This window comes from Brachybacterium sp. NPDC056505, assembly GCF_042794925.1.
Classification (GTDB): domain Bacteria; phylum Actinomycetota; class Actinomycetes; order Actinomycetales; family Dermabacteraceae; genus Brachybacterium; species Brachybacterium kimchii.
In genome coordinates this window covers 14012-37185 of record NZ_JBHTSV010000004.1, presented here as the reverse complement: position 1 = coordinate 37185, position 23174 = coordinate 14012, and the positions used below count along the sequence as shown (strand labels likewise).

Annotated in this window: 19 protein-coding genes, 2 tRNA genes, 2 pseudogenes and 1 riboswitch; of the genes and pseudogenes, 14 read left to right on the top strand and 9 right to left on the bottom strand. The window is 72.5% G+C overall.

The features are described from left to right. The first annotated feature begins 106 nt into the window (after positions 1 to 106). The 7 genes from ACFQ53_RS04190 (at position 107) to ACFQ53_RS04160 (ending at position 7738) form a co-directional block, all read left to right on the top strand. Positions 107 to 1003 carry an NAD-dependent epimerase/dehydratase family protein gene (locus ACFQ53_RS04190; RefSeq protein WP_377855755.1) on the top strand — a complete coding sequence of 299 codons (897 nt, stop codon included), beginning with the start codon at positions 107 to 109 and terminating at the stop codon, positions 1001 to 1003. Positions 1004 to 1245: 242 nt separating this feature from the next. Further along, positions 1246 to 2208, top strand: coding sequence for a mevalonate kinase (mvk, locus tag ACFQ53_RS04185; RefSeq protein WP_377855752.1), 963 nt, complete (start codon positions 1246 to 1248; stop codon positions 2206 to 2208). Further along, positions 2205 to 3200 (top strand): diphosphomevalonate decarboxylase, encoded by a 996-nt coding sequence (gene mvaD / locus ACFQ53_RS04180; RefSeq protein ID WP_377855749.1) that lies wholly within the window; start codon positions 2205 to 2207, stop codon positions 3198 to 3200. Before mvk ends, mvaD begins: the two co-directional genes overlap by 4 nt. Continuing rightward, positions 3197 to 4294, top strand: a complete 1098-nt coding sequence (locus ACFQ53_RS04175) for a phosphomevalonate kinase (RefSeq protein ID WP_377855746.1) — start codon at positions 3197 to 3199, stop codon at positions 4292 to 4294. Before mvaD ends, ACFQ53_RS04175 begins: the two co-directional genes overlap by 4 nt. Beyond that, positions 4291 to 5478: a type 2 isopentenyl-diphosphate Delta-isomerase gene (gene fni, locus ACFQ53_RS04170; protein ID WP_377855743.1), complete on the top strand. Its 1188-nt coding sequence runs from the start codon at positions 4291 to 4293 to the stop codon at positions 5476 to 5478. Before ACFQ53_RS04175 ends, fni begins: the two co-directional genes overlap by 4 nt. Then, the gene (locus tag ACFQ53_RS04165) at positions 5475 to 6545 is read left to right on the top strand and encodes a hydroxymethylglutaryl-CoA reductase (protein WP_377855740.1); all 1071 of its coding nucleotides are present in this window, start codon (positions 5475 to 5477) and stop codon (positions 6543 to 6545) included. Before fni ends, ACFQ53_RS04165 begins: the two co-directional genes overlap by 4 nt. Next, positions 6542 to 7738 (top strand): hydroxymethylglutaryl-CoA synthase, encoded by a 1197-nt coding sequence (locus tag ACFQ53_RS04160; RefSeq protein WP_377855735.1) that lies wholly within the window; start codon positions 6542 to 6544, stop codon positions 7736 to 7738. The genes ACFQ53_RS04165 and ACFQ53_RS04160 overlap by 4 nt, the downstream gene beginning before the upstream one ends. Here the strand turns inward: ACFQ53_RS04160 and ACFQ53_RS04155 are convergent. Together ACFQ53_RS04155 and ACFQ53_RS04150 are read right to left on the bottom strand one after the other, a co-directional pair. Then, complete coding sequence (locus tag ACFQ53_RS04155) at positions 7735 to 8154, bottom strand: bleomycin resistance protein (protein WP_377855733.1); 420 nt, start codon at positions 8152 to 8154, stop codon at positions 7735 to 7737. The two genes, ACFQ53_RS04160 and ACFQ53_RS04155, sit on opposite strands and share 4 nt — an antisense overlap. A 35-nt stretch (positions 8155 to 8189) precedes the next feature. Next, positions 8190 to 8894: an SDR family oxidoreductase gene (locus ACFQ53_RS04150; RefSeq protein ID WP_377855731.1), complete on the bottom strand. Its 705-nt coding sequence runs from the start codon at positions 8892 to 8894 to the stop codon at positions 8190 to 8192. Positions 8895 to 8966: 72 nt separating this feature from the next. Between ACFQ53_RS04150 and ACFQ53_RS04145 the strand changes: the two genes are divergently transcribed. Then, positions 8967 to 9338 (top strand): MerR family transcriptional regulator, encoded by a 372-nt coding sequence (locus tag ACFQ53_RS04145; RefSeq protein WP_377855728.1) that lies wholly within the window; start codon positions 8967 to 8969, stop codon positions 9336 to 9338. 49 nt (positions 9339 to 9387) lie between these two features. Here ACFQ53_RS04145 and ACFQ53_RS04140 read toward each other — a convergent pair whose 3' ends face one another. Together ACFQ53_RS04140 and ACFQ53_RS04135 are read right to left on the bottom strand one after the other, a co-directional pair. Next, positions 9388 to 11976: a polysaccharide pyruvyl transferase family protein gene (locus tag ACFQ53_RS04140; protein WP_377855725.1), complete on the bottom strand. Its 2589-nt coding sequence runs from the start codon at positions 11974 to 11976 to the stop codon at positions 9388 to 9390. Between the two features lie 806 nt (positions 11977 to 12782). Further along, positions 12783 to 12858: transfer RNA gene (locus ACFQ53_RS04135), tRNA-His, on the bottom strand. Between the two features lie 252 nt (positions 12859 to 13110). On the opposite strand from ACFQ53_RS04135, the gene ACFQ53_RS04130 reads away from it, so the two are divergent. Further along, positions 13111 to 13452 carry an MTH1187 family thiamine-binding protein gene (locus tag ACFQ53_RS04130; protein ID WP_377855722.1) on the top strand — a complete coding sequence of 114 codons (342 nt, stop codon included), beginning with the start codon at positions 13111 to 13113 and terminating at the stop codon, positions 13450 to 13452. 39 nt (positions 13453 to 13491) lie between these two features. Here ACFQ53_RS04130 and orn read toward each other — a convergent pair whose 3' ends face one another. Next, positions 13492 to 15414 carry an oligoribonuclease gene (gene orn / locus ACFQ53_RS04125; RefSeq protein WP_377855719.1) on the bottom strand — a complete coding sequence of 641 codons (1923 nt, stop codon included), beginning with the start codon at positions 15412 to 15414 and terminating at the stop codon, positions 13492 to 13494. A 61-nt stretch (positions 15415 to 15475) separates the two neighbouring features. Continuing rightward, a riboswitch (TPP riboswitch) is annotated at positions 15476 to 15568 on the top strand. Between orn and ACFQ53_RS04120 the strand changes: the two genes are divergently transcribed. From ACFQ53_RS04120 to ACFQ53_RS04105, 4 genes are all read left to right on the top strand, one after another. Continuing rightward, positions 15560 to 17017 (top strand): MFS transporter, encoded by a 1458-nt coding sequence (locus ACFQ53_RS04120; protein WP_377855715.1) that lies wholly within the window; start codon positions 15560 to 15562, stop codon positions 17015 to 17017. (Overlaps the previous riboswitch by 9 nt.) Further along, entirely contained in the window at positions 17014 to 17943 is a 930-nt protein-coding gene (locus tag ACFQ53_RS04115) for a hydroxyethylthiazole kinase (RefSeq protein WP_377855712.1), read from the top strand. The genes ACFQ53_RS04120 and ACFQ53_RS04115 overlap by 4 nt, the downstream gene beginning before the upstream one ends. Continuing rightward, on the top strand, positions 17940 to 18686 hold the full coding sequence (locus tag ACFQ53_RS04110; protein WP_377855709.1) for a thiamine phosphate synthase: 747 nt from the start codon (positions 17940 to 17942) through the stop codon (positions 18684 to 18686). The genes ACFQ53_RS04115 and ACFQ53_RS04110 overlap by 4 nt, the downstream gene beginning before the upstream one ends. Positions 18687 to 18736: 50 nt before the next feature. Beyond that, positions 18737 to 19330 carry a DUF7010 family protein gene (locus ACFQ53_RS04105; RefSeq protein WP_377855706.1) on the top strand — a complete coding sequence of 198 codons (594 nt, stop codon included), beginning with the start codon at positions 18737 to 18739 and terminating at the stop codon, positions 19328 to 19330. 30 nt (positions 19331 to 19360) lie between these two features. Here ACFQ53_RS04105 and ACFQ53_RS04100 read toward each other — a convergent pair. The 4 genes and pseudogenes from ACFQ53_RS04100 to ACFQ53_RS04085 all read right to left on the bottom strand — a co-directional run. After that, a pseudogene (locus ACFQ53_RS04100) lies at positions 19361 to 19456 on the bottom strand (short-chain dehydrogenase); the annotation flags it as partial. A gap of 74 nt (positions 19457 to 19530) precedes the next feature. Beyond that, positions 19531 to 19845 (bottom strand): annotated as a pseudogene (locus ACFQ53_RS04095) (SDR family NAD(P)-dependent oxidoreductase); the annotation flags it as partial. A 300-nt stretch (positions 19846 to 20145) separates the two neighbouring features. Then, positions 20146 to 21654 carry an FAD-dependent monooxygenase gene (locus ACFQ53_RS04090; protein ID WP_377855701.1) on the bottom strand — a complete coding sequence of 503 codons (1509 nt, stop codon included), beginning with the start codon at positions 21652 to 21654 and terminating at the stop codon, positions 20146 to 20148. Between the two features lie 256 nt (positions 21655 to 21910). Next, positions 21911 to 21983, bottom strand: a tRNA-Arg gene (locus ACFQ53_RS04085). 143 nt (positions 21984 to 22126) lie between these two features. Here ACFQ53_RS04085 and ACFQ53_RS04080 point away from each other — a divergent pair. Beyond that, positions 22127 to 23143, top strand: coding sequence for a nucleoside hydrolase (locus ACFQ53_RS04080; RefSeq protein ID WP_377855698.1), 1017 nt, complete (start codon positions 22127 to 22129; stop codon positions 23141 to 23143). The last annotated feature ends 31 nt before the right edge of the window (positions 23144 to 23174 follow it).

The following is a 23174-nucleotide window of genomic DNA, read 5'->3' as shown; positions in this document are numbered from 1 at the left end:
GCAGGATCACTTAGACTCGACCTGTGCAGGCTCGGACCGCTCGAGGGCTCTCGATCCGGACGATCCGCGCACGACGCGACATGCGACCTGCGGAAGGAGATCGGCTGTGAAGATCGCCGTCACCGGTGCCACCGGCGTTCTGGGGCAGGAGGCGGTCGAGGCGCTCGTCTCCGCGGGCCACGAGGTGACCGGGGTGACCCGCCGTGAGCGCGGCATTCCCGTGGTCGAGGGCCGCGGCGCCTCCGCGGTCGTCGCCGATGTTTTCGACGCCGCCGCCCTCGAGGACGTCTTCGCGGGCCACGACGTGGTCGTGAACACCCTCGCCCACGTGCCGATCGGCATGGCGGCCATGCGCCCGCTGGCCTGGCGCGAGGACGACAAGCTGCACATGGAGGCCTCCGTCGCGATCGCCTCCGCCGCGCAGAAGGCCGGCGTGCAGCGCCTCGTCCAGGAGTCGACGATGTTCCTCTACCCGGACAACGGCGACGAGTGGATCGGCGAGGACGAGCCGCTGTCCGTCCGCAACCAGGCCTTCCGCCCGCGGGTGCGCGAGATGCGCGCGGCCGTCGACTTCGCGACCGGCGGTCGCAGCGCCGTGATCCTGCGCCTCGGCCAGCTCTTCGGCCGGGACCCGCAGACCACCCACACGCTCAAGGCCACCCGCGGCGGCGACCAGATCCTGCTGGGTCGGCCCGAGAGCTACATCACCCTGCTGCACCACCGCGACGCGGGCCGCGCCTTCGTCGCCGCCCTCGGCGCGCGCAGCGGCTTCTACAACGTGGGCGGGGAGCCGATCACCCGCGGACGCTGGGCCAAGGACCTCGGCACGGAGGCCAAGGCCAAGGGGCCCGCGAAGTTCTATCCCGAGATCGCGCAGACCGTCGTCGGCACGCGGCTCGAGGTCCAGCGCCGCAGCCTGCGCGTGAGCTCCGTGCGCTTCATGTCCGAGACGGGCTGGCGCCCCCTCATCGGTCCCTCGACCCCCGGCTGGTCGCGCATGTGAGGCGGACCCTCCGGCGGCTCCGCCGGGGTGTTCACAGAACCTTCGCACGCCCGGCCCAGGAACCCCGCTCGGGACCGTCCGGCGCGTGCCAGAATCGACGCATGTCCTCCCTCGACGTCCGTGCAGGTGAGCGTGCAGGTGAGCAGGCCCACCGCGGCGGGCGGCCCCGGGGCGGCGCGCCGTATCCTGGCGCACGGCCGGAGGTCGGCCGGCAATCCACCAGGCAGCGGGGAGAGACGAGGATGAACCCAGCGCGCACGAGCGTGCACGGTGCGCGCACCGGCATCGGTCGGGCCCACGCGAAGTCGATCCTGCTTGGCGAGCATGCCGTCGTCTACGGCGCCCCCGCGATCGCCGTCCCGCTGCACGCGCTCGACCTCACCGTGCGCGTCTCCGAGCGCGCCGACGAGCAGCTCCACCTGCGCAGCGCTCTGTTCACAGGCTCCGCGGCCGACGCCCCGCAGCGCCTGCACCCCCTCGTGACCGCGATCCACGCGGCCCTCGCCCTCACCACCTCGGCGCCGCTCGGCCTGGACGTCGAGATCGACTCGGCGATCCCCTTCGAGCGCGGGCTCGGCTCGAGCGCGGCCGTCGCCGCCGGCATCGCCCGCGCGATCGGCGACCTCACCGAGACGCCCCTGGATCCCGAGGCCGTGCACGACGTCGTGATGGCCGCCGAGACGATCGCCCACGGCCGCTCGAGCGGACTGGACGGGCGGGCCGTCGCGTCCGACGTGCCCATCCGCTTCCGCGCCGGCGAGGTCACTCCCGTCCCCGTCGGCGCCCCCCTCACCTTCGTGCTCGCCGACAGCGGCCACGAGGGCTCGACCGCGGAGGCCGTCGGGGCGGTCCGCGAGCTGCGCGAGACCTTCCCGAGCCGGGTCGACGGGATCATCGGCCGCCTGGGCGCCATCGTCGAGGAGTCCCTCGACCGCTTCGCCACCGGCGACGTCCCCGCGCTCGGCGCGCTCATGGACGAGGCGCACGGCCTGCTCACCGAGCTCGAGGTGTCCGATGAGACCCTCGACCGCCTCGTCGGCGCGGCCCGCGAGGCCGGCGCGGCGGGCGCGAAGCTCACCGGGGGAGGGCGCGGAGGCTGCGTGCTCGCCCTCGCGCCCGATGCGGCCCGCGCCGCGCACCTCGAGACGATGCTGCAGGACGCCGGCGCGACCCGCACCTGGCAGACCACGGTGGAGACCGCATGAGAACGGCGACAGCACGCGCGCACCCGAACATCGCGCTCGTGAAGTACTGGGGCAAGGCCGACGAGGAGCTCATCCTCCCCGTCGCCGGCAGCATGTCCATGACCCTCGACGCCTTCGCGACGACGACCACGGTGACCCTGGATCCGGAGGCCGACGAGGATTCCTTCGTCCTGAACGGCTCCCCGGCGACCGGCACCGCGCTCGCGCGGACCACGCGCTTCCTCGACCACGTGCGAGAGCTCGCCGGCTCGCGCGAGCGCGCGCACGTGGACTCGGTGAACGAGGCCCCGACCGCCGCGGGCCTCGCCTCCTCCGCCTCGGGCTTCGCGGCCCTCGCCCTCGCCGCCTCCCGCGCCTTCGGGCTCGCCCTCGACGAGCGCGCGCTCAGCCGCCTGGCCCGCCGCGGCTCCGGCTCGGCCTGCCGCTCCGTCGTCGACCGCTATGCGGTCTGGCATGCGGGGACCGACGACGAGACCTCGTACGCCGAGCAGATCGACGCACCCGACCTGCGTCTGGTGATCGTCACGGTCGACGGCGCCCAGAAGGCCGTCTCGAGCCGCGAGGGCATGCGCCGCACGGCCGCGACCTCGCCGTTCTACGATGCCTGGATCACCTCGACCGCCCGCACCCTCGAGGAGATGGTGCGCGCGTGCGCCGCCGGCGACCTCACCCGGATCGGCGAGATCACCGAGTCCCACGCCCTGCGCATGCACGCCGTCATCGCCTCGAGCGAGCCGCCCGTGCGCTACCTCGCGCCCGCGAGCGTGGCCGTCTTCGACAGCGCCGCGGCGCTGCGGGCCCAGGGCGTCTTCGCCCACCCGACGGCTGACGCCGGCCCCAACGTGTGCGTGCTGACCACGCCCGCGGACGCCGAGCGGGTCGCCGAGGCCGTGGCCGCGCACGGCAGCGTCCGGATCGTCGGCCCGGGGCCCGGCGCGCACCTCGTGGACGAGACCGTCGATGCGGGCGAGACGGACGGGGTGGCGCGATGATCGAGACCCGCGCCCCCGGCAAGCTCTACATCGCCGGCGAGTACGCCGTCGTCGAGCCCGGCCACCCCGCGATCCTCGTCGCGGTGGACCGCTACCTCACCGTGCGCCTCACCGAGGCGATCGGGATGGGGCGCGTCCACTCCAGCCGCTACGGCCACGGGCCCGTGACCTGGGTGCGCGACGCCGACGGCGACACGATCGTCGTGGACCACAGCCCCTTCGACTACGTCACGGCCGCGATCACGATCCTCGAGCGCCTGCGCTCCGAGCGTGGCCTCGACCCGCGCTACTTCGACCTGCACATCGACTCCGAGCTGGATGACTCCAGCGGCCGCAAGTTCGGGCTGGGATCCTCGGCCGCCGTCACGGTCGCCGTCGTCGATGCGCTCGACCGGTTCTACGGGCTCGGGCTCACCGCGATGGAGCGCTTCCGCCTCGCGCTGCTCGCGACCATCCACGTCGCCCCGAAGGCCTCGGGCGGCGACCTCGCGGCCTCGACCTTCGGCGGCTGGATCGCCTACACAGCGCCCGACCGGGCGAGGCTGCTCGCCCTCAGCGACGCCCTCCCGGTGGCCGAGGTGCTCTCCGCCCCCGAATGGGACGTGTGCACGGTGCGTCCGCTGCCGGACCTCACCGCGCTGCGCCTGCTCGTGGGCTGGACCGGCTCTCCCGCCTCGACCGAGCGGCTCGTGGACCGCGTGCGCATGAGCGAGGACGACCTCGACGCGCACTACGCCCGGTTCCTCGACGACTCCCGCGCCGCCGTCGAGGAGCTCGTCGCCGCCTGGGACAGCGACCCGGGGACGATGCTCGAGATCATCCGCCGCTGCCGCCGCCTGCTCCAGCAGCTCGGTCGCCTGCGCGGCACCACCATCGAGACCGACCAGCTGCGCACCCTGTGCGATCTCGCCGAGGCGAGCGGCGCCGCCGGCAAGCCCTCCGGGGCGGGCGGCGGCGACTGCGGCATCATGCTCCTGCCCGGTGGCGTCAGCGACGACGCGGTGCTCGCCACCTGGCGCGAGCACGACATCCTGCGCCTGGACCTGCGCCCCCACCTCCCGCAGACCGCCGACACCGCGGGGGCCGTGCGATGAGCGCGGGGACCGACGGGGCGAGGCCCGACGCCGACGCCGCGGGGCGCCGCGAGCGCAAGGAGGACCACGTGCGCCTCGCCACCGCGCAGTGGCAGGGCGGGACGCGCACCACCGAGTTCGACGACCTCGAGTTCGTCCACCACGCCCTCGGCGGGGTGAGCCTTCCCGAGGTCGACCTCGGCGTCGAGCTGTTCGACCGCACCGTGGCCGCACCCTTCTACATCAACGGCATGACCGGCGGCACGGAGTCCACCGGGCGCATCAACCAGCAGCTCGCGATCGCCGCGCGCGAGACCGGCACCGCCATGGGCTGCGGATCCGTCTCCATCGCCCTCGAGGACGAGTCCGCCGCGGACGCCTTCCGCGTGATCCGCCGCGAGAACCCCGACGGCCTCGTGATGGCGAACATCGGCGTGGGCCGCAGCGTCGAGGACGCCCGCCGCGCCGTCGACCTCGTGGGGGCCGACGCCCTCCAGGTGCACGTCAACGCCGTGCAGGAGACCGTCATGCCCGAGGGCAGCCCCGACTTCTCCTCGTGGCTGCGGGGCATCGAGCAGATCGTGGCGGCGCTCGAGGTGCCCGTGCTCGTTAAGGAGGTCGGCTTCGGGCTCAGCGCCCGCACCCTCGCCGACCTCGCCTCCATCGGCGTCGCCTGGGCCGACGTCTCCGGGCGCGGCGGCACGGACTTCCTCGCGATCGAGAACGACCGCCGCCCCGGCCGCGATTACTCCTATCTCACCGGCTTCGGCCAGTCCGCCCCCGCCGCGCTGCTGGACGCCCGCGCCCACCAGGGCGAGCTGGGCGGGATGACGCTGCTCGCCTCCGGCGGGGTCCGCGACCCCCTCGACGTGGTCAAGGCCCTCGCGCTCGGCGCCCGCGCCGTCGGCGTCGCCGGCTCCTTCCTCAAGGCCGTCGTCGAGGGCGGGCCCGACGGGCTCGTCGAGCTCATCGGCTCCTGGCAGCGGCACACCCGCGAGCTCGCGGCCCTGCTCGGAGCCCGCACGGCCGCCGACCTCGAGAGCACCGACGTGCTCGTGCGCGGGCGACTGCGCGAGTTCTGCACGCTGCGCGGCATCGACGCGAGCGCCTGCGCGCGGCGGAAGCAGGCCGTCTCGCCCCGGCCCGCGCCCGCACCCATGTTCCATCCCGTCGACCTCCCCGCAGACCCCCAGGAGCAGCGATGAGCACCGCACCCGATCCGACCGCGCCCGCGCCCACCACGCAGATCCCCACCCGCTGGGTGGGGCCCCTGCGGATGAGCGGCAACGCCGTCGAGGGGGAGGTCGAGGTGCCGCTCGCGACCTACGAGACGCCGCTGTGGCCCTCCGTCGGCCGCGGAGCGCGCATCTCCCGTCTGGTCGAGGGCGGCATCCGCGCGACCGTGCTGGGGGAGCGGATGACCCGCTCCACGCTGTTCGTCGCCCCCGACGCGGCCACCGCCTTCGAGGCGTCGAAGGTCATCGCCGAGCGCGTCGACGAGCTGCGCGAGGTCGTCTCCACCGGGTCCCGCTTCGCCCGCCTCGAGGAGATCCACCCCGAGATCGTCGGGAACCTGCTGTTCACGCGCTTCGCGCTCACCACGGGCGACGCCTCCGGCCACAACATGGTCACGCAGGCCTCCGAGCAGCTCATGGAGCGGATCCTCTCCTGGGACCTGGGGATCGAGTACGGCTCGATCTCCGGGAACTTCTGCTCGGACAAGAAGGCCACCGCCGTCAACGGCGTGCTCGGCCGCGGCCGCAGCGTCGTCGCCGAGATCCTCATCCCGCACGACGTCGTCGAGAAGCAGCTGCGCTCGACCGCCGAGCGGATCACCGACCTGGTGGTGCGCAAGGACTGGATCGGCTCCACGATCGCCGGCGCCCTGCGCTCCGCCAACGCCCATTACGCGAACATGCTGCTCGCCTTCTACCTCGCGACCGGGCAGGACGCCGCGAACATCGTCGAGGGCTCCCAGGGCTTCACCCACGCCGAGGTCCGCGAGGACGGGCTGTACTTCTCGTGCACCCTCCCGCACCTGATCGTCGGCACCGTCGGCAACGGCAAGGACCTCCCGCACGTCGACTACGCGATGGAGCGCCTCGGCTGCCGCGAGGAGCGCGAGCCCGGCGCGAACTCGCGCCGGCTGGCCGCGCTGATCGCCGCGAGCGTGCTCTGCGGCGAGCTCTCGCTGCTGGCCGCCCAGACCAACCAGGGTGAGCTGATGACGGCCCATCGTCGCCTCGAGCGGAGGAAGGCACCGCGCTCATGACCAGCAACCGCACCGGAGAATCCACCAGCACCAGTTCCAGCGCGAGCATCGGCATCGAGGACCTCGAGCTCGGCGCGTCCCACCACGTCCTGGACCTCGGCCGGCTTGCCGAGGCCCGCGGCGTCGACCCCGCGAAGTACACGCGCGGCATCGGGCTGGACGAGATGGGCGTGGTCGCGGCCGACGAGGACGTGGTCACCCTGGGCGCCTCCGCCGCCGCGCGCCTGCTCGAGCGCACCGGGACCGAGGGGCTGCGCACCGTGCTGTTCGCGACCGAGTCCGGCGTGGACCAGTCGAAGTCCGGTGCGGTGATCGTCCACGGACTGCTGGGGCTGCCGAGCTCCGTGCGCTCCGTCGAGCTCAAGCAGGCCTGCTACGCGGGCGCGGCCGCCGTGCAGACGGCCATCGGCATCGTGGCCCGTCGGCCCCAGGAGAAGGTCCTCGTGATCGCGGCCGACGTCGCCCGTTACGGCCTGGGCACCTCCGGAGAGCCCACCCAGGGCGCCGGCGCCGTCGCGCTGCTGATCGCCGCCGACCCCGCGCTCCTCGCGATCGACCCCGTCTCCGGCGTGTACTCGGCCGACGTCGACGACTTCTGGCGCCCGAACGACTCCACGACTGCGCTCGTGAACGGAAGGCTCTCGATCAGCGCTTACAAGAACGCCCTGCTGGGGGCATGGGACGACCTGCAGGCGCAGGGCGGCCCCGGCGTCGACGAGCTCGAGGCCGTGGTCTACCACCAGCCCTTCACGAAGATGGCCGTCAAGGCGCAGCGCTTCCTCGACCAGCACACCGGGGGCCGCCTCGATCCCGAGGCGCTCGAGCAGGGCGCCGTCTACGACCGCCGGCTCGGTAACACCTACACGGCCTCGCTGTGGGCGGGCCTCGCCGCGCTGCTGGACCATCGAGAAGGGCTCGAGGGCCGACGGATCGGCCTGTTCAGCTACGGATCCGGCAGCGCGGGGGAGATGCTCACCGGCACCGTCCAGCCCGGGTACGCGCGACCCGAGCGCGCCGCGGCGACCCGAGCGGCCCTGGACGCGCGCGTCCCCGTGACCGTCGAGGAGTACGAGGAGCTGCACGAGCGCCTGCTGGGCAGCGACGAGGACGTCGAGACCCCGCGCGTGACCACGGCGCCTTTCCGCTTCGCGGGCGTCCAGGAGGGCGCGCGGAAGTACGAGGCGACCGCCTAGACCGGTCGCCTGCCCAGGGACGACTGGAAGCGCAGCAGGTAGCCGTCGGGATCCTGGACCAGGAACTGCACGACGCCCGCCTCCTGGGCTCCCGTGCGGTACCAGCGCGTCTCGGGAGCGAGGAACAGCTCCACGCCGCGCGCCGCCAGGCGCCGTGCCAGCGTCTCGGCGTCCGCGACGCCGATCTGCAGGTTGATGCCGCGGCCCAGCGGGGACTCGAGCGGCCCGGTGGCCCAGTCTCGGCCGATGCCGCGCTGATCGAGCATGACGTGGGCGCTTCCCAGCTCGAGGTAGGCGAAGCCCTCCTCGGGCCGCGCATAGCGGACGGAGAAGCCGCAACCCTCGACCCAGAAGCGCAGACTGCGCGCGAGGTCCTCGACCATGAGCTCGGGGACCAGAGAGGGGGAGGTGTCCATCGGGGCATCCTCCCACCTGCCCTGGTCCCGGAGGCTCAGCCGAGCTCCGCGTAGAGCTCCTCGGGAGGGCTCGCGAGGCGCGCCTTGATCGCGGCGGAGTCCGTGTCGAGCACCTCGCTGCGGCCGGCCTCGAGGGCGTCGAGGGTCATCGCCACGACCTGCCGGGGGTCGTTCTTCGGGATGTCCCAGCTGGCCATCATGTCGGTGTCGGTCGAGGCGAGATGGACGCCCAGCACCTGCGTCCCCTGGGCGGCGAGCTCGAGCCGCGTGCTGTTGGTCAGCTGCCACTCGGCGGCCTTCGAGGCGGCGTACGAGCCATTGCCGGGGAAGGTGCGGAAGGACAGCAGCGACATGATGTTGATGATCGCGCCGCCGCCGTGCGCGGCGAGCACCGGGGCGAACGCCCGCGAGACGTGCAGGGCGCCGAAGAAGTTCGTCCCCATCTCGGCGCGGATGCGCTCGAGGTCGCCCGTGAGCAGGTTCTGGGCCGAGGCGATGCCGGCGTTGTTCACGAGGAGGTCGACGTCGTGGGCCTGCTCGGCGGCGGAGGCGGCGTGCGCCGCGTCGGTCACGTCCAGGCGCAGCGGGACGACCCGCGGATCGGTGAAGGGGAGCGACTCCGGGCGCCGGGCGGTGGCGTAGACGCGTCGGGCGCCCCGCTCGAGCAGCTGCTCGACGACGATGCGGCCGATGCCCCGGTTGGCTCCGGTGACGAGTGCGGTGCTGTGTGCGATGTCCATGTGCGCGACACTAGGACCTGACAGCCATGTCAGGTGCAAGCGATCGGGAGGCACGATGCAGGAGGCACCGGAATGCTGAGGATCGGCGAGCTCGCGAGGCGCACCGGGGTGAGCGTGCGCTCCCTGCGGTACTACGAGTCGAGAGGCCTGCTTGCGGCGGAGCGCACGGGCGGCGGTCAGCGCTCCTACCCGGAGGAGGCCGTGGATCGCGTGCTGCTCATCCAGCAGCTGTTCGCCGCGGGGCTCAGCAGCGGCGACATCGCCGAGCTGCTGCCGTGCATGAGCAGCGGCCGCACCACGGCCGCGATGGTCGAGCGGCTGGAGCGCGAGCGGGCTCGGATGGAGGACCAGATCGAGCAGCTCCACGCGGCGCGCGACCGGCTCGACGGCGTGCTCGCGGACGCGCGGAGCAGGAGCGCGACGAGCGCGCCCACCCGAGGGTGAGCGCGCTCGTCGTGACCGGGCGGGGGAGAGGCCGCCGGAGCTCCGGGACTCAGGCGTCCTTGTGCTGGACCAGCGCGCGCTGCACGCCCGTGCGCTTCGAACGGGGCACCAGCACGCTCTCGTCGAAGTGGCCCACGCCGATGAACGAGATGAAGACCTCGTGGTCCGGGATGTCGATGAGCTCGCGGATCTTGGTCTCCTTCTCCGTGCCCATCGCCGTGTTCAGCGGCACCGAGCCCAGGCCCACCTGCGTGAGGCCCAGCAGCAGCGACATCATGAACAGCCCGCCGTCCACGAACGGCTGGTTGCGCTCGGGCGCGAAGAGGAACGCGTCCAGGTCCGCGGAGACCAGCAGCAGCCTGGGCGGCATCTCGTAGCCGGCGAAGCCGCCCTGGATGTCCAGCACCTTCTTGATGACGTCCGGGTCCTCGAACTGGTGGACCCTCGCGCCCTGGCGGTTGCAGACCGAGGGCGACTGCAGCGCGATCTGCACCGCGCGCGCGATCTCCTCGTCCTTGACGGGCTCCGAGGTGTACTCGCGCACGCTGCGGCGGCCGTAGACCACGTCGAGGAAGCTGCGCTCCTCGTCCTCGTTCTCCACCTCGCCGACGAGCTCCCGGACCTGCCCGGCCGGCAGCACGCCGCCCTCGGAGTGGGTGGTGCCGTCGATGAGGTCCTGGGCGGCCTCGGAGAACAGCTGGCGGAAGTGCGAGACGTCGGTGCCGAGCTGGTCGTGGCGGTCGAAGTAGGCCTTCATCACGGCGGCCGAGCTCTGCAGGAACTCGTCCGAGATGTCGCGATCCGCCGCGAGCCAGGCGTTCATCTCCTTGGAGAGGCCCGGGACCGCACGCCCACCGAAGCCGGGTCGGAAATTGCTGCGGCTCAGGCCCTTCTCGATGGCGTGGGCGTGGAAGATCATCCGCGCCTGGGCGCCGGAGACGCCGTCGGCCGAACGGGCGTGGCTGAAGGAGCGCACCTGGCGCTCGGAGTCCTTGAGCGCGAGAGCCTTCGCCTGGGAGGAGAAGCCGCCCGCGGGCGCTCCGCCCTTGCGCTTGGCCGGGGCCTGCGCGGCGAGCGCGCCGGTGGGGATCCGCTCGATCTCGATGCTGCGGATGTCTGCCCCGGCACGGCGACCGGTGAAGTGCACGCCGCCGAGCATGAACTGGGTGAATCCGGGCTCGGAGACCGTGAAGGTGAGCGTGTCGGTGCGGGCCTGGCCGCGCGCGCCCTCGACGTTCACGGCGCCGACGACGCGGAACCGGGTCGTCTCGGGGTTGCGCACGTGGATGTTGACCTTCTTGGCGTCGGTCGTCGGCGTCCAGTCGATGCGCAGCTGGTAGGCGGAACCGGCCACGAGCGGCTCCGGCAGGTCGGTCCACACCAGGTTGCCCAGCACGGAGCCATCGCGCGCCACCCGCAGGCGGGTCTGCTTGCCGCGGCGCGAGATCTTCCAGCCGGACCCTCCGGTCGCGAAGTCCGGCGCGGTGAGCGTGAGCTTCTGACGCGGGTAGAGCGCGGCGGAGCCCGTGGTGCTCGGGTCCAGCGCGTCCTTCAGCCATGCCATCGAGGACTCACGGCCGGAACTGATGTAGTCGCGGGCGGTCGAATAGTCGATCTCGCGGGTGACGTGCGGGTTCGCGGCGATGTCCTCGTGGGAGTCGGTCTCGCGCACGCGCCGCGTCTCGTCGAAGCCGAGCGAGCTCATGAGGTTCTTGAAGCGGTCCGCGCCGCGCTTGGTGTTGAAGATCGAGGAGAAGGGCTTCTCGAAGATCGCTGCGAAGGCGGAGCCGTGGAAGCTGTCGGTGACGACGTACTCCGCGTCCTTGTACGTGCGCAGGAAGTTCTCGGGCCGATCCTCGTCGAGGATCTGGGCGCGCGGCTCGTCGGCCCACAGGGTCCGGCAGTGCTCGATGCCGTCGTCGGGGTTGGGGATCACACGGATGATCTCGAGGCCGAGCTTGTCCGCGATGCCCTGCGCGACGGCCTTCTTCTCCTCGGTCGGATCGAGGAAGAACACGCTGAGGTACTCGCCCTCCGGGGCGACGGTGGCGTTCGCGGCGAGCTCGTCGTAGTGCTCGCGGGGGAGCAGGAAGACGGGGTCGACGACCAGGGAGGCCTTGGCGCCGAAGATGTCGCGCGCGGTGTCGACCGCGTAGCCCTCGCGCACGGAGATCGCCTTGAAGCGCTGCAGCTGCGCGGCGTGGGTGGCGATGAAGTCGGGCGTGAACTTCTTCGTGCCGCGGTTGCCGAAGGACGTGCCGTAGGCGACGCGGTTGTTCTTCTCCGAGACGAAGTCCAGGAAGAGGTCGCTGTTCACGCGGCCGATGAGCGGGTTCCACAGCTGGTCGCTGCCCACCACGAAGGTGCGCGCGCGCTCGTTCAGGCGCGGCAGCTCGGTGAAGTGCATCTGCTGGGTGGTGTGGTAGCCGACGCGCTCGGCGAACTGCATCGAGACGATGTCGTCCGGCCACTCGACGCGGAAGCCGTTGTAGCCCAGGGGCTCGTGGACCATGAGCACCGAGTGGCCGAGGTTCTCGATCGCGCGGTTCAGGCCGTAGTACGTGAGGATCGACCCGTAGTTCTTCCCGTACCACCAACCGCACACGGCGACGTCGAATGTCTGCTTCGGATCGGTCATCTGGTGAATCCTTGCCTCTCATCGCTTGCTGCAGGAGGTGACGCCTGGAGTCTGGGGTGCATTTCGTGCATGTGCCCGTGAATTCGCTGCGTGAGCTCTTCCGGGCGGGCGATCGAAATGCTTGCGGCGAGTCTAGCCCAGCACCGCTGGGGGAAATCGGTCGTGTCGCGTCGGTGTCTTGGGGAGATCCCGCAGGCCGGCCGGGGCCGCCGCGGCGGCCGGACCTGGAGGGCGGGGCGCTGGACGTGGGAGCGCGGGGCGGTGCATCTTCAGGTGCTCGCCACGGGCGGGGCATCGCCCCAGGTGAGAGGCGCTGGTGGCCATGGCGTGCAGGTCGTGGCGGCGGGGACGGGCTCCGACACGTGTCGCCTGCTTGCTCGGCGAGGTGAGCGGAACCGTCTCGAACGGGGTTCCGTGGTCGACTTCACCGCCCGAGGGAACGGACGCAGTACGTCAGGTGTACGGGCGGTGAACGGGATGCGGACGAACGGTAAGTGAATTGAAGAAAGGTGAGGAGGAAGAATGGAGGCCGTGCGGCAGAGCCTCGTGGTGCATGCGCAGGTCGACGGGTTCGGAGATTCTCCGCGGGCACCTTCTTGAATACCGATCACGTTTTCGATGCGCCGGCGATCGAATGAATTGCGGGTAGTGGTGGACGTCAGGGGCGTCGGTGGACGGCCGGGAGCGTCGCATGGGTGCGGGGCGAGAGGTGGCAGGTGGATCGGTGCGCTGGTGCCGCCGTCGTCCGCGTGGGTGTCCAGACATCGGCTCAGACAGAAAAAACGCCCTGTCACCAGGGCGTTTCTTGGGGTGATCGACGGGATTTGAACCCGCGACCGCCTGGACCACAACCAGGAGCTCTACCTACTGAGCTACGACCACCATGTGCGCTCCGAGGACCGCAACGAGAAGCAAGCATACCGGGCGTCGGCCCTGCTCCGCACCCTCGAACGGGGGTTCTCGCTGTGAGACGCCTTGCACTTCGTCGGCACGGCAGACTGGGGTGTCGGGCCTGGAGGACTCCGGGGCCGGAAAAGCAGGAGCCGGATCCAGCCTCGTCATGACAGGGTCGCCGCATGCTCCTGGGCGCATGATCCGCTTGCCCGCGGGCCGATGGGGGAGAACAGTGGGGGCATGATCATCGCCTTCTCCGTTCAGCCCACCGGTGAGCCCTCCGATCCCGGCCTCACCCGCGACCTCGCCGAGGGATCCGACGCCGCGAGCGTCCACGACGCCGTCGCCGCCGCCGTCCGCGTGGTGCGGGAGTCCGGGCTCCCGCACCGCACCAGCTCGATGTTCACCGAGATCGAGGGCGACTGGGACGAGGTGATGGACGTGGTGCGGCGCGCGACGGCCGAGGCCGGCCGCTTTGGCTCGCGCGTCTCCCTCGTGCTCAAGGCCGACATCCGCCCCGGCCATGAGGGCGAGCTCGACGGGAAGATCGAGCGCCTCGACGCCGCCCTCGACCGGAACTGAGGGCGGCGCCGCACGTGAGGGCGGCACCGCCCGGCTGACTCAGCCGATCTCGTCGACCAGGCCGTCGCGGACGGCGGCGGCCATGGTCGGGGTGACGGGCAGTCGCGGGATGAGCGTGGCCTGGTAGGCGTGGTAGATGTCCGGCTTGCCCTCCCAGGTGCGCGCCTGGGGCTGGTTGCGCCGGTCCAGCTCGTGGTGCCAGCTGCCCCGCTCGGGATCCAGCAGGAACTCGCTGACGTACTCCCACCAGGCCTGGTAGCGGTCGGCCCACTTCGCCTCGCCCGTCACCTGGAACATCACGGCGGAGGCAGCCGTGGCCTCGGCGGCGACCCAGTGCATGCGCTCGTGCACCACGGGGGTGCCGTCCCAGTCCACGGTGTACGGGAAGCCGGGCTCCCCGTCCATGCCGAAGGCGTCGTCGGCCCGTGCCATGAGGGCGTTCGCGGCCTCGAGCATCCACTCGGGGGCGTCGCCGTCCTTCGCGAGCAGTGCGGCGCGGCCGTGCAGGACCAGGCGGGACCACTCGAGCCAGTGGCCGACGGTCGCGCCGTAGGGGCGGAAGGGATCGGCGGGCTTGTCCTCGTTGAAGTCCAGGATCGGGTTCCACGAGGTGTCGAAGTGCTCGGGCAGCAGCCAGTCCTGCTCGCGCGCGAACTCGTCGATCGCGCGGGTCATGATGCCCACGGCGCGGTCCAGCCAGCGGCGGTCGCCGGTGACGTCGGACGCGGCGAGCAGCGCCTCGGTGGTGTGCATGTTCGCGTTGATGCCGCGGTAGTCCTCGCAGACGGCGAAGGCACGGTCGAAGGTATCCACGCTCATCCCCGCCTCCTCGTCGTAGAACTTCGCGTCGAGGACGCCCAGGGCCTCCTCGAGCAGCTCGGCGGCGTGCGGACGGCCGGCGGCGGTCGCGGAGGCGGCGGCGAGCACCACGAAGGCGTGCGCGTAGGCCTCCTTGGCGTCGTCGATGACCGTCTCGCCGGAGATCTTGGAGTACCAGCCGCCGTGCTCCTCGTCCTTGAAGACGGTGCGCAGGGACTCGATGCCATGGTCGACGAAGCGCCCGTACTCGGGGCTTCCCAGCATCGTGGCGAGCGCGAAGCAGTGGGTCATGCGGCAGGTCACCCAGAGCTCTGCCGGCTTGTCGCCGTCGAGCTCCCCGTTCTCGTCGAGCCAGCCGAAGCCGCCGTCCTCCCGCAGCGACTCGGCGCCGAAGACGAGCAGCTCCTCGCCCTCGGAGTCCAGCCAGGTGCGGTGGGTGGCGCGCTGCAGCCACGGCACCGATGGCGCGGAGGATCCCGCGGCGCCGGCGGCCGCGTCGTCGGACCCGTCGGCGCTCTCGCCGTCGACGGCGAGCTCGAAGGTGCGCGCGGCGGCCTGGGCCTGCGAGGTCGTCGGCCCGGGATCGGCCACGAACAGCACCTCGCGGTAGTACTTGAGCTCCTGGATGGACTCGCGGATGTCGGCGAGGGCGCGGTGGCCGCCGTGCTTGGCGGGCGTGTTGTAGAAGACGCGGGGGAACCAGCGCTTGGCGAGCTCCTTGAGGCTCGAGACGTCGATCGTGCGGTAGGAGAGCCAGGCGGCGAACTCCGGCACGTCCTTGTCGAGGAACACGCGGTCGGTGCCCACGGAGTTGCCCGCGAGCGGCGCCTTGCCGGCCTCCGGGCAGTGCTCGCGCACGTAGGCCAGGCACTGCTCCTGCGCGGCCTCGAGGGTGATGCCCGCGTCCAGCTCCTCCAGCAGCCCTGAGTTCGTGTGCATGGTGCGCACGAAATCGCCCATCTGCTCCAGCGCCTCGGCCGGGGGTTTGACGACGACGTCCACGCCCTCCCCGAGGATGTTCAGGTCACCATCGGTGACCAGGACGGCGATCTCGACGAGCGCGTCCTTCTCCTTGTCCAGTCCGGTCATCTCGCAGTCGACCCAGACGATGCGGTCGGCAGTTCCACGGTTCGAAGTGCTCACGTGGCAAGGGTAGTCGCCGCGGACGGCGCCGCGTCGCCGCCGACGGCTCTGGAATACTGGCGCGCCGGACACGGGGTGCGCCGCGCGCGCTGAGATCACACCCGTGGAACCTGATGCAGTTCGCACTGACGAAGGGATGTCCGCCATGCGGTCACGTCTGCCCGAGAGCCCGCCCACGACCGCCGCCGCGGTCCACACGCCGTCGGCCGGGCCGACGCCGATGCCGCAGCTGCCGCCCGAGGGCCGCGCCGCCCTGCGCGCCGGGGTGGTCGGCAACTTCATCGACAACGTCCACGTGTTCCTGCCGCTGACCGCGCTGACCCCGGCGCTCGCCGTCGTCGCGGGCCCGGGGATCGCCGCCACCACCGGAGCGATCGTGGTGATCGCGATGATGCTCGGCCGGCCCGTCGGCGGCATGGTCTTCGGCAGGATCTCGGACCGCCTGGGGCGCACCCGCACCACGAAGGTCGCGATCACCGGCACCGCCGCCTGCGCCCTCCTGATCGCCGCCATGCCCACCCACGAGCTGCTGGGCGTGGGAACGATCGGCCTGATCCTCGCCCTGCGGTTCCTCGGCGGGATCTTCGTGGCCGGCGAGTACTCGGCCGCGATCCCCCTGGCCATGGAATGGTCGGCCCCGCGCCGGCGCGGCCTCATGAGCGGGCTCATCCTCTCGATGGCGCCCTGGGCGCAGGCCGCGATCGCCTTCGCGACCGCTGCGCTGCTGCTGGTCCTGGGGCCCGACGCCTATGCCGCGTGGGGCTGGCGCGCACTGTTCGTGCTCGGGGCGCTCGCCTCGCTCGGCATGCTCGCCTACTACCGGCGGCGCGTGGTCGATGCGCCGACGACGCGACGAGTGATCGAGGAGCGGGAGGGCCAGGATCCCTCGACGGACGACGGCCCGCTCCTGGCCGACGAATCCCTGGCGGACGAGGGGCCCGCAGCCTCGGGCATCGCGGCCATGCTCCGCGGACGCTGGGCGCGCGCCTTCTGGCAGGTGTTCACCCTGATGACGGGCCTGTGGCTGCTCACGAACACGACCGTCATCATGCTCACTGCCCAGCTCGGCCAGGATACGGGTCTGTCGGCGACCAGCGTCTCGGTCGCGATGGGCATCGCCTCGTGCGCGCAGGCGCTCGCGATGGCGCTCGCCGGGCATCTCTCCACCAGCACCGGCAGGCGCCGACTGTTCGTCCTGTGGGGGATCGCGGCGACCGTGCTGGGCCCGGTGCTGTGGTGGATGGCGGTCGGCTCGAGCACGCTGGCCGGTGCCGCCGTGCTCGCCGCCGCGCTGCAGGTCGTCACCGTCGCCGCGTACGGACCGGTCTCCGCCTACCTCTCCGAGCGCTTCCCGACGTCGGTGCGCTCTACCGGGTACGGGATGGGCTACAGCCTCTCGCTGATCCTGCCCGCGCTCTACCCGTTCTACCTGCCCGGGCTCTCGGCGCTGCTCGGGGTGCACGCCGCGGTGCTCGGACTGCTCGTGCTCGGCGGCGTCCTCCTCATCGTCGGTGCGGCGCTCGGGCCCCGGCTGTCGGCGGCGGAGATCGACGGGGACCTCGACGCGGTCGCCGACCGCGGCAGCCGGGGGAGCGGGCGATGAGAACTGATCCGCACCCTCGCGAAGACCACGACGTCGACGATGACGCCGCGCTCGGTGACGACCCGGACCTGCGCGAGGTCGCCCCGGTGCTCGCCGAGGTGCGCCGGCATCCGCCGCTCGTCCACTGCCTCACCGCGACGGTGTCGATGGGCATCGTGGCCGACGGTCTGCTCGCCGCGGGCGCCCGCCCGATGATGACCGAGACCGAGGCCGAGGCGCCCGTGGTCACAGGGGCGGCCGACGCGCTGCTCGTGAACCTCGGGACCCTCAGCACCGATGCGATGTCGGGCATCCCCGCGACCGTGGCCGCGAGCATCGCGGCCGGTCACCCCTGGGTGCTCGATCCGACCGCGATCGGGCGCGCGCCCGTGCGCACGCCCCTCGCCCGCGAGCTCGTGGGCCTGCGGCCGGACGTGGTGCGCGGGAACGCCTCGGAGATCCTCGCGCTGCGCGGCGGGACCGGCGGACGCGGCGCCGACGCGAGCGACGGAGCCGAGAGCGCCCACGGTGCCGCCCGCGAGATCGTCGCTCTCACCGGCGGAGCCGTGGCCGTCTCGGGGCCCGTCGACTGGATCGTCGGTGCGGGTGCAGTCATGGCCGATGGGGATCGCACACCGGGGATCGAGGTCCGACGCGGGCATGCGTTGCTCACGCGCGTCACCGGCACCGGCTGTCTGCTCGGGGCGCTCACCGCCGCGTGCCTCGTCGCGGTCGAGAGGAGCGGGCCTGACGACTCGCCCGTCGGGCCCTCGGACCTCACCACCGCCGCCGCCCGCGCCGCTCACGCCGCGACCGTGTGGCTCGACGTCGCGGGGGAGCGAGCCGCGCGCCGCGCGCCGCGGCCCGGCGCCTTCCGCACCGCCCTGCTCGACGCCCTCGACGAGATCGGCGAGCACGCCCTGGAGATCACCACGGAGGACCGATGACCCACGACCACGACCACGACCACGACCACCCGGGCCTGGACGGGGACGGGGCGGCCCCGGCGCCCCTCGACCTGCGCTGCTATCTCGTCACCTCCGGGACCGATCGCCGCACCGTGGAGACCGCGGCGGCCGCCGCCGTTGCCGGCGCGGGCGTCGTCCAGGTCCGTGCGAAGGGGCTCGAGGCCCGTGAGCTGCTCGGTCTCGTGACCGCGGTGGGGCGTGCCGTCGGCTCCACCGCGCCCACCTGCCGGGTTCTGGTCGACGACCGGGCGGACGTGGCCTTCACTGCCCGGGCGTGCGGCGAGCACGTGCACGGTGTCCACCTCGGCCAGGACGATCTGCCCGTCGCCGGGGCCCGCGCCCTGCTGGGCCCGGACGCGATCATCGGGCTGACCACGGGGACCCTCGACCTCGTGAGGTCCGCCGAGACCCAGGCGGAGCTGCTCGACTACGTGGGTGCCGGCCCCTTCCGGCCCACGCCCACGAAGGAGTCGGGACGCACGCCCCTGGGCATCGACGGCTACCGGACGCTGCTCGCGAGCACGCGCCTGCCGATCGTCGCCATCGGCGACGTGACGCCCGCCGACGTGCCCGCGCTCGCCGCGGCCGGCGTCGCCGGGGTCGCACTGGTGCGCGCGGTCATGGGCGCGAGCGACCCCGCGGCCGTGGTCCGCGAGGTGCTGACCGGGTTCGGGAGCGATCAGGGACCGGCGTCACGGGGCGCCCCACGACAGATGTCATGACCTCGCCCGGACCCGGGGGCGGCGGGCGCCGCCCCTGGTAGACCGTCGGCATGGACACGGATCTGAGTCGGCTCGCGACCGTCAACCACCACGGCTTCGCCTTCCTCCTCGCCTACGGCCTCACCTGGCTGCTGGCGGCGGCCGTCTGGCGATGGCGCGGGGAGCACGCGGGCGCCTATGCGGTGCTCCTGCAGGGAGTGATCGCCCTGCCGATCGCCTTCGGTCTGATGGCCGTGACCTCCGCCGGGCCGCGTCCGCAGAACCCTCTGCTCGACGAGCTGTCCACGGCGCTCGCCGTCTCCCAGGTGTTCGCGCTGCCGATCCTCCTCTACCTGATCCTGCGCCGCGCGCACCGGCAGGTCCCGATCGTCCTCGCGGCGGTGACGATCGTGCACTTCTCCCCGTACTCGTGGCTCTACCGCACCTCGCTGTACATGGTCCTCGCCGGGGTGCTCGCGATCGGGCTGTTCATCGTGTGCCGCCTCGCGGACCGGCGGGCCGACGCGCTCGCCGCGACGCGCACCGACGACTTCGCTGCCGTGCCCGCCGGTGCCGGTGGATCTGCGACGCCGGGCGACTGGATGATCCCGGCCTTCACGGGAGCCGTCCTCGTGATCGGGGCGATCATCGCCCTCCTGCTGTGAGCCGGGAGGACGCCCTGATGCCGCGCCCGGTCACACCGCCGACCAGCCCCCGTCGGAGGCGAGCACCGCGCCGTTGACGTTCGAGGCGTCCTCGGAGAGCAGGTACAGGATCGAGGAGGCGAGCTGCTCGGGGAGAAGTCGTCGTTGATCCCGGCGACGTTCGCGAGCGCGTCGACGCGCTCGCCGGCCGCTGCGAGGATCGCGTCGATCGTCTGCGCGGAGCCGAGATCGCCGACGACTGTGACCAGCCGGTCCACGTGGTACTCAGAGGTCTCGTTCGCGAGCGCCTCGAGGCGCTCGGCGGAGATGTCGGTCGCGACCACGCGCGCGCCCTCGGCGAGCAGGCGTTCGGCCGTGGCCCGGCCGATGCCGCCGGCGGCGCCGGTGACCACGACCGTGCGACCGGCGAAGCGCCCCGCGGGCGCATCCGACCGGTCGGTCCGCCCGGCCCCGTCCGCCCCGCCGCCCGGGGTCCCGTCCGCGGGGATCTCCCCGTCGTTCGCAGCACGCACCATGTCGTCGACGGCGCTCTGGGGGAGTTCCCCGCGGCTGAGCGGCACGAGCTGCTGCAGCGGCATGTCGAGTGCGGGGCCGAGGGAGTCCGGGCTGGTGCCGGTGCGCTCGAGGAAAGCACGCAGCACGGGGCCACCGCGGGGGTGCTCGAGCCACGCCGCGATCGTCGCGCTCGCGGTGATGGGGGTGGATGCATCGCTCATGGCCTGGACCTCCGACGTCCTCGTGGATGGGCGAGGGCTAGGCGATCCGGCCCTCGCCCCCACGCTAGGCGACGGGATGCGGATCCGGGCGCCCCGAGGTCACCGCGGGAGCCAGTGCTCGAGCACCGACTCCAGGCCCTGCTGGTCGGGAGAGGGGTGCGCGACGGGGGCCCCGGCACCGTCGGCCGCCGGTTCCGTGGCGGCCCAGGCGATGTGCCCGTCCGGTCTCAGCAGCACGGCTCGTGTCGGGAGGCCCTCGGCGGGCTCGACCAGGTGCTCCACCGCATCCGACCACTGCTCGGCGTCGAAGGAGCCGGTCGGATCGAGCAGCAGCCACCTGCCCTCGCGCATCCGTTCGTAGAGTCGCCCGGGCCCCACGGGCATGTCCCGCAGTCTGCGGCCGACGATGCCGCCCGGCGCCTCGTCCCCGGGCCAGAGGTCGTAGCGGATCGAGAGCGACGCGATCTTCTCGCTCAGGAGCCGGTCGACCTCCGGCAGCTCCATCAGCTCGCCGAGGACGCGCCGCAGGGCGAGAGCGCCGGGCTCGCCGGAGATCAGCACGCTCTGCGCGCGTGTGGTGGTCAGGACGTCGGCGGCGACCGGTCGCCGCTCCGCCTCGTAGCTGTCGAGCAGTGCGGGAGGGGCCTGCCCCGAGATCACGGCCGCGAGCTTCCAGCCGAGGTTGAAGGCGTCCTGGATACCGAGGTTCAGCCCCTGACCGCCCAGCGGCGGATGCACGTGCGCGGCGTCTCCCGCGAGCAGGACCCGGCCGCTGCGGAAGTGCTCGGCGAGCCGCGTGGCGTCGGTGAAGCGGGTGAGCGAGACGGGGGAGTGGGCGCCGAAGTCGGTGCCCGCGAAGGTGCGCAGCCGTTCGAGGAACTCCTCGAACGACGGCCCTTCCGTGCGGTCCTCGGCGACGTTCGCCGCGGGGACGACGGCCCGGTGGAGCCCAGGGTTCGAGGACGGGCCGATGCCGAAGCCGCGGTGCTCGCGCCGCACGCGCTCGGAGACGGCGGCGACCTCCTCGGCCGGGGCCGTCACCTCCATCTCCCCGAGCAGCCACTCGTGCTCGGCCGCCTCGCCCGGGAAGCCGATCCCGAGCAGGCCCCTCACGCGGCTGCGTCCGCCGTCGCATGCGACGGCCCAGCGCCCGCGCACGTGCTCGCCGCCGGCGAGGATGAGATCCACGGACTCCGAGTCCTGGGCCAAGCTGACGACCTCGCTCCCGCGACGCACGTCGGCCCCGAGCTCGCGCGCTCTCTCCTCGAGCAGGCGGTCGGTCACGGGCTGCGGGATGCCGAGCATGAACCCGTGCGCGGTGTCCAGCTCGGGGGAGGCCGTCGACGGGATCCCGGCGAAGCGTCCCACGCCCGGGTACACCGTCCCCTCCGCGAGGAACCGCTCGAGGATCCCCCGCTGATCCAGGATCTCGATGCTGCGGGCGTGCAGGCCCAGCGAGCGCACCAGACGACTCGGCTCCTCCTCTTTCTCGAGCACCACCACGTCGATGCCGCGCAGTCGCAGCTCGGCCGCGAGCATCATGCCCGTCGGCCCGCCGCCTGCGACGATCACGTCGTGCACGTCCTCGTCCGCTCGTGCGTCCACCATGTGCGCCTCCGCCCCTCTGCGGCCGGAGCATCCGGCCGCGAGCGAGCATTCTGGCGGACCGTGGGGGCCTTGCCGCAAGCCCCGGTGGGGGAGATATCCTGGTCACGGCGGGGACGGGGTGCCGCAGACGGCCTGGACGATGGCCTCGCCCGGCCCGGCCCGGTCCCGAGGGAGTTCACCTGCAGCAGGCGAGCGGTGCCGATCCGGATCCGGGGGCTCAGTGCCCGGGGTCGAGCTCCCTGCGAAGCGGACGGGGTGCCCCCAGCAGGACTCGAACCTGCAACCGACGGATTAGAAGGCCGTTGCTCTATCCATTGAGCTATGGGGGCGTGCATCCTCGCCGTGCGCTCGGCGCACCGGTGCGGATGCGCCGACCAGTCTAGCCAGGTCGGGTGCCTCCTCTTGACGTGCTGCGGACCTTCGCCGTGCGAAGGTGAAGCCTGCACGTCGGGCCGGGATGAGGGCTCGTCGCATGCGTCTGCTCCCCGCACTTTCCACCACGCCCCTGGAGGTCCCGATGGCGACCCACCACATCCTGCTCGACGTCGACACCGGCGTGGACGACGCGATGGCGATCATGTTCGCGGTCCGCCACCCGGACATCGACGTGCGCGCCGTGACCTGCGTCGACGGCAATGTGCCCCTCGCGCGCGTCCTCGAGAACACGTGCCGCGTGCTCGACGCGCTCGATGCTCCCGAGGATCTGCCCGTCGCGGCCGGAGCTTCCCGGCCGGTCGTCGAGCCGCCGCGCGATGCGGCGCAGGCCCACGGGGCCGACGGACTGGGCGGGATCTCGCTCCCGCACAGTGATCGTGCAGTCTCCGACCTGCACGCCGTCGAGCTCATACGCCGGACGATCGAGACCTCCGACGAGCCGCTCACCCTGGTCGCCCTCGCGCCGCTCACGAACGTCGCGCTGCTGCTGCGCATGTACCCCGAGACCGCGGCGCGCCTGCAGGGCATCGTGCTGATGGGCGGTTCCGCCTCGGTCGGGAACGCGACCGCGGTCGCCGAGTTCAACGTGTGGCACGACCCGGAGGCCGCGCGCATCGTCTTCGAGAGCGAGCTGCCCGTGCGCATGTACGGCCTCGACGTCTTCGACCGCGTGGGTCTCGACGAGGAGTCCGTGGCGCGGCTCGCGGCGAGCACCGATCCCCTGACCACTGCGCTCGGCGACCTGCTCGCCTTCTGGCTCCGCGACGAGGACGGCCTGCCCGGCGGTCCGGAGGCGGCACGGATCGGCGACGCCGGCGCCGTCTGCTCGTTGGTCGCCCCGGACCTCATGGACATCCGCACCCTGCCGGTGCGCGTCGAGACGGCGGTCGGTCCCGCACGCGGCCAGACCATCGTGGACCGTCGGCGCGGGCCCGGAGAGGACGCCGAGCACGGGCTCGCGGACACCGGGAAGAACGTGCAGGTCGTTCTCGGGGCGCAGGAGGATGCTGTCGCCCGACTCTTCCTCGAGACCGTCGTGCCCGACGGCGCCTGACCCCGCACCCGTCCCACCCTCGGAGGCACCC

Coding starts and splice junctions, on each gene's coding strand:
- ACFQ53_RS04150 (WP_377855731.1), bottom strand. CDS start 8,894: ATGGACATCGCACACAGCACCGCACTCGTCACCGGAGCCAACCGGGGC.
- ACFQ53_RS04160 (WP_377855735.1), top strand. CDS start 6,542: ATGACCAGCAACCGCACCGGAGAATCCACCAGCACCAGTTCCAGCGCG.
- ACFQ53_RS04090 (WP_377855701.1), bottom strand. CDS start 21,654: ATGGTGGACGCACGAGCGGACGAGGACGTGCACGACGTGATCGTCGCA.
- ACFQ53_RS04140 (WP_377855725.1), bottom strand. CDS start 11,976: ATGACCGATCCGAAGCAGACATTCGACGTCGCCGTGTGCGGTTGGTGG.
- ACFQ53_RS04155 (WP_377855733.1), bottom strand. CDS start 8,154: ATGGACACCTCCCCCTCTCTGGTCCCCGAGCTCATGGTCGAGGACCTC.
- ACFQ53_RS04120 (WP_377855715.1), top strand. CDS start 15,560: ATGCGGTCACGTCTGCCCGAGAGCCCGCCCACGACCGCCGCCGCGGTC.
- ACFQ53_RS04175 (WP_377855746.1), top strand. CDS start 3,197: ATGATCGAGACCCGCGCCCCCGGCAAGCTCTACATCGCCGGCGAGTAC.
- ACFQ53_RS04105 (WP_377855706.1), top strand. CDS start 18,737: ATGGACACGGATCTGAGTCGGCTCGCGACCGTCAACCACCACGGCTTC.
- ACFQ53_RS04115 (WP_377855712.1), top strand. CDS start 17,014: ATGAGAACTGATCCGCACCCTCGCGAAGACCACGACGTCGACGATGAC.
- mvaD (WP_377855749.1), top strand. CDS start 2,205: ATGAGAACGGCGACAGCACGCGCGCACCCGAACATCGCGCTCGTGAAG.
- fni (WP_377855743.1), top strand. CDS start 4,291: ATGAGCGCGGGGACCGACGGGGCGAGGCCCGACGCCGACGCCGCGGGG.
- ACFQ53_RS04145 (WP_377855728.1), top strand. CDS start 8,967: ATGCTGAGGATCGGCGAGCTCGCGAGGCGCACCGGGGTGAGCGTGCGC.
- mvk (WP_377855752.1), top strand. CDS start 1,246: ATGAACCCAGCGCGCACGAGCGTGCACGGTGCGCGCACCGGCATCGGT.
- ACFQ53_RS04080 (WP_377855698.1), top strand. CDS start 22,127: ATGCGTCTGCTCCCCGCACTTTCCACCACGCCCCTGGAGGTCCCGATG.
- ACFQ53_RS04165 (WP_377855740.1), top strand. CDS start 5,475: ATGAGCACCGCACCCGATCCGACCGCGCCCGCGCCCACCACGCAGATC.
- ACFQ53_RS04110 (WP_377855709.1), top strand. CDS start 17,940: ATGACCCACGACCACGACCACGACCACGACCACCCGGGCCTGGACGGG.
- ACFQ53_RS04130 (WP_377855722.1), top strand. CDS start 13,111: ATGATCATCGCCTTCTCCGTTCAGCCCACCGGTGAGCCCTCCGATCCC.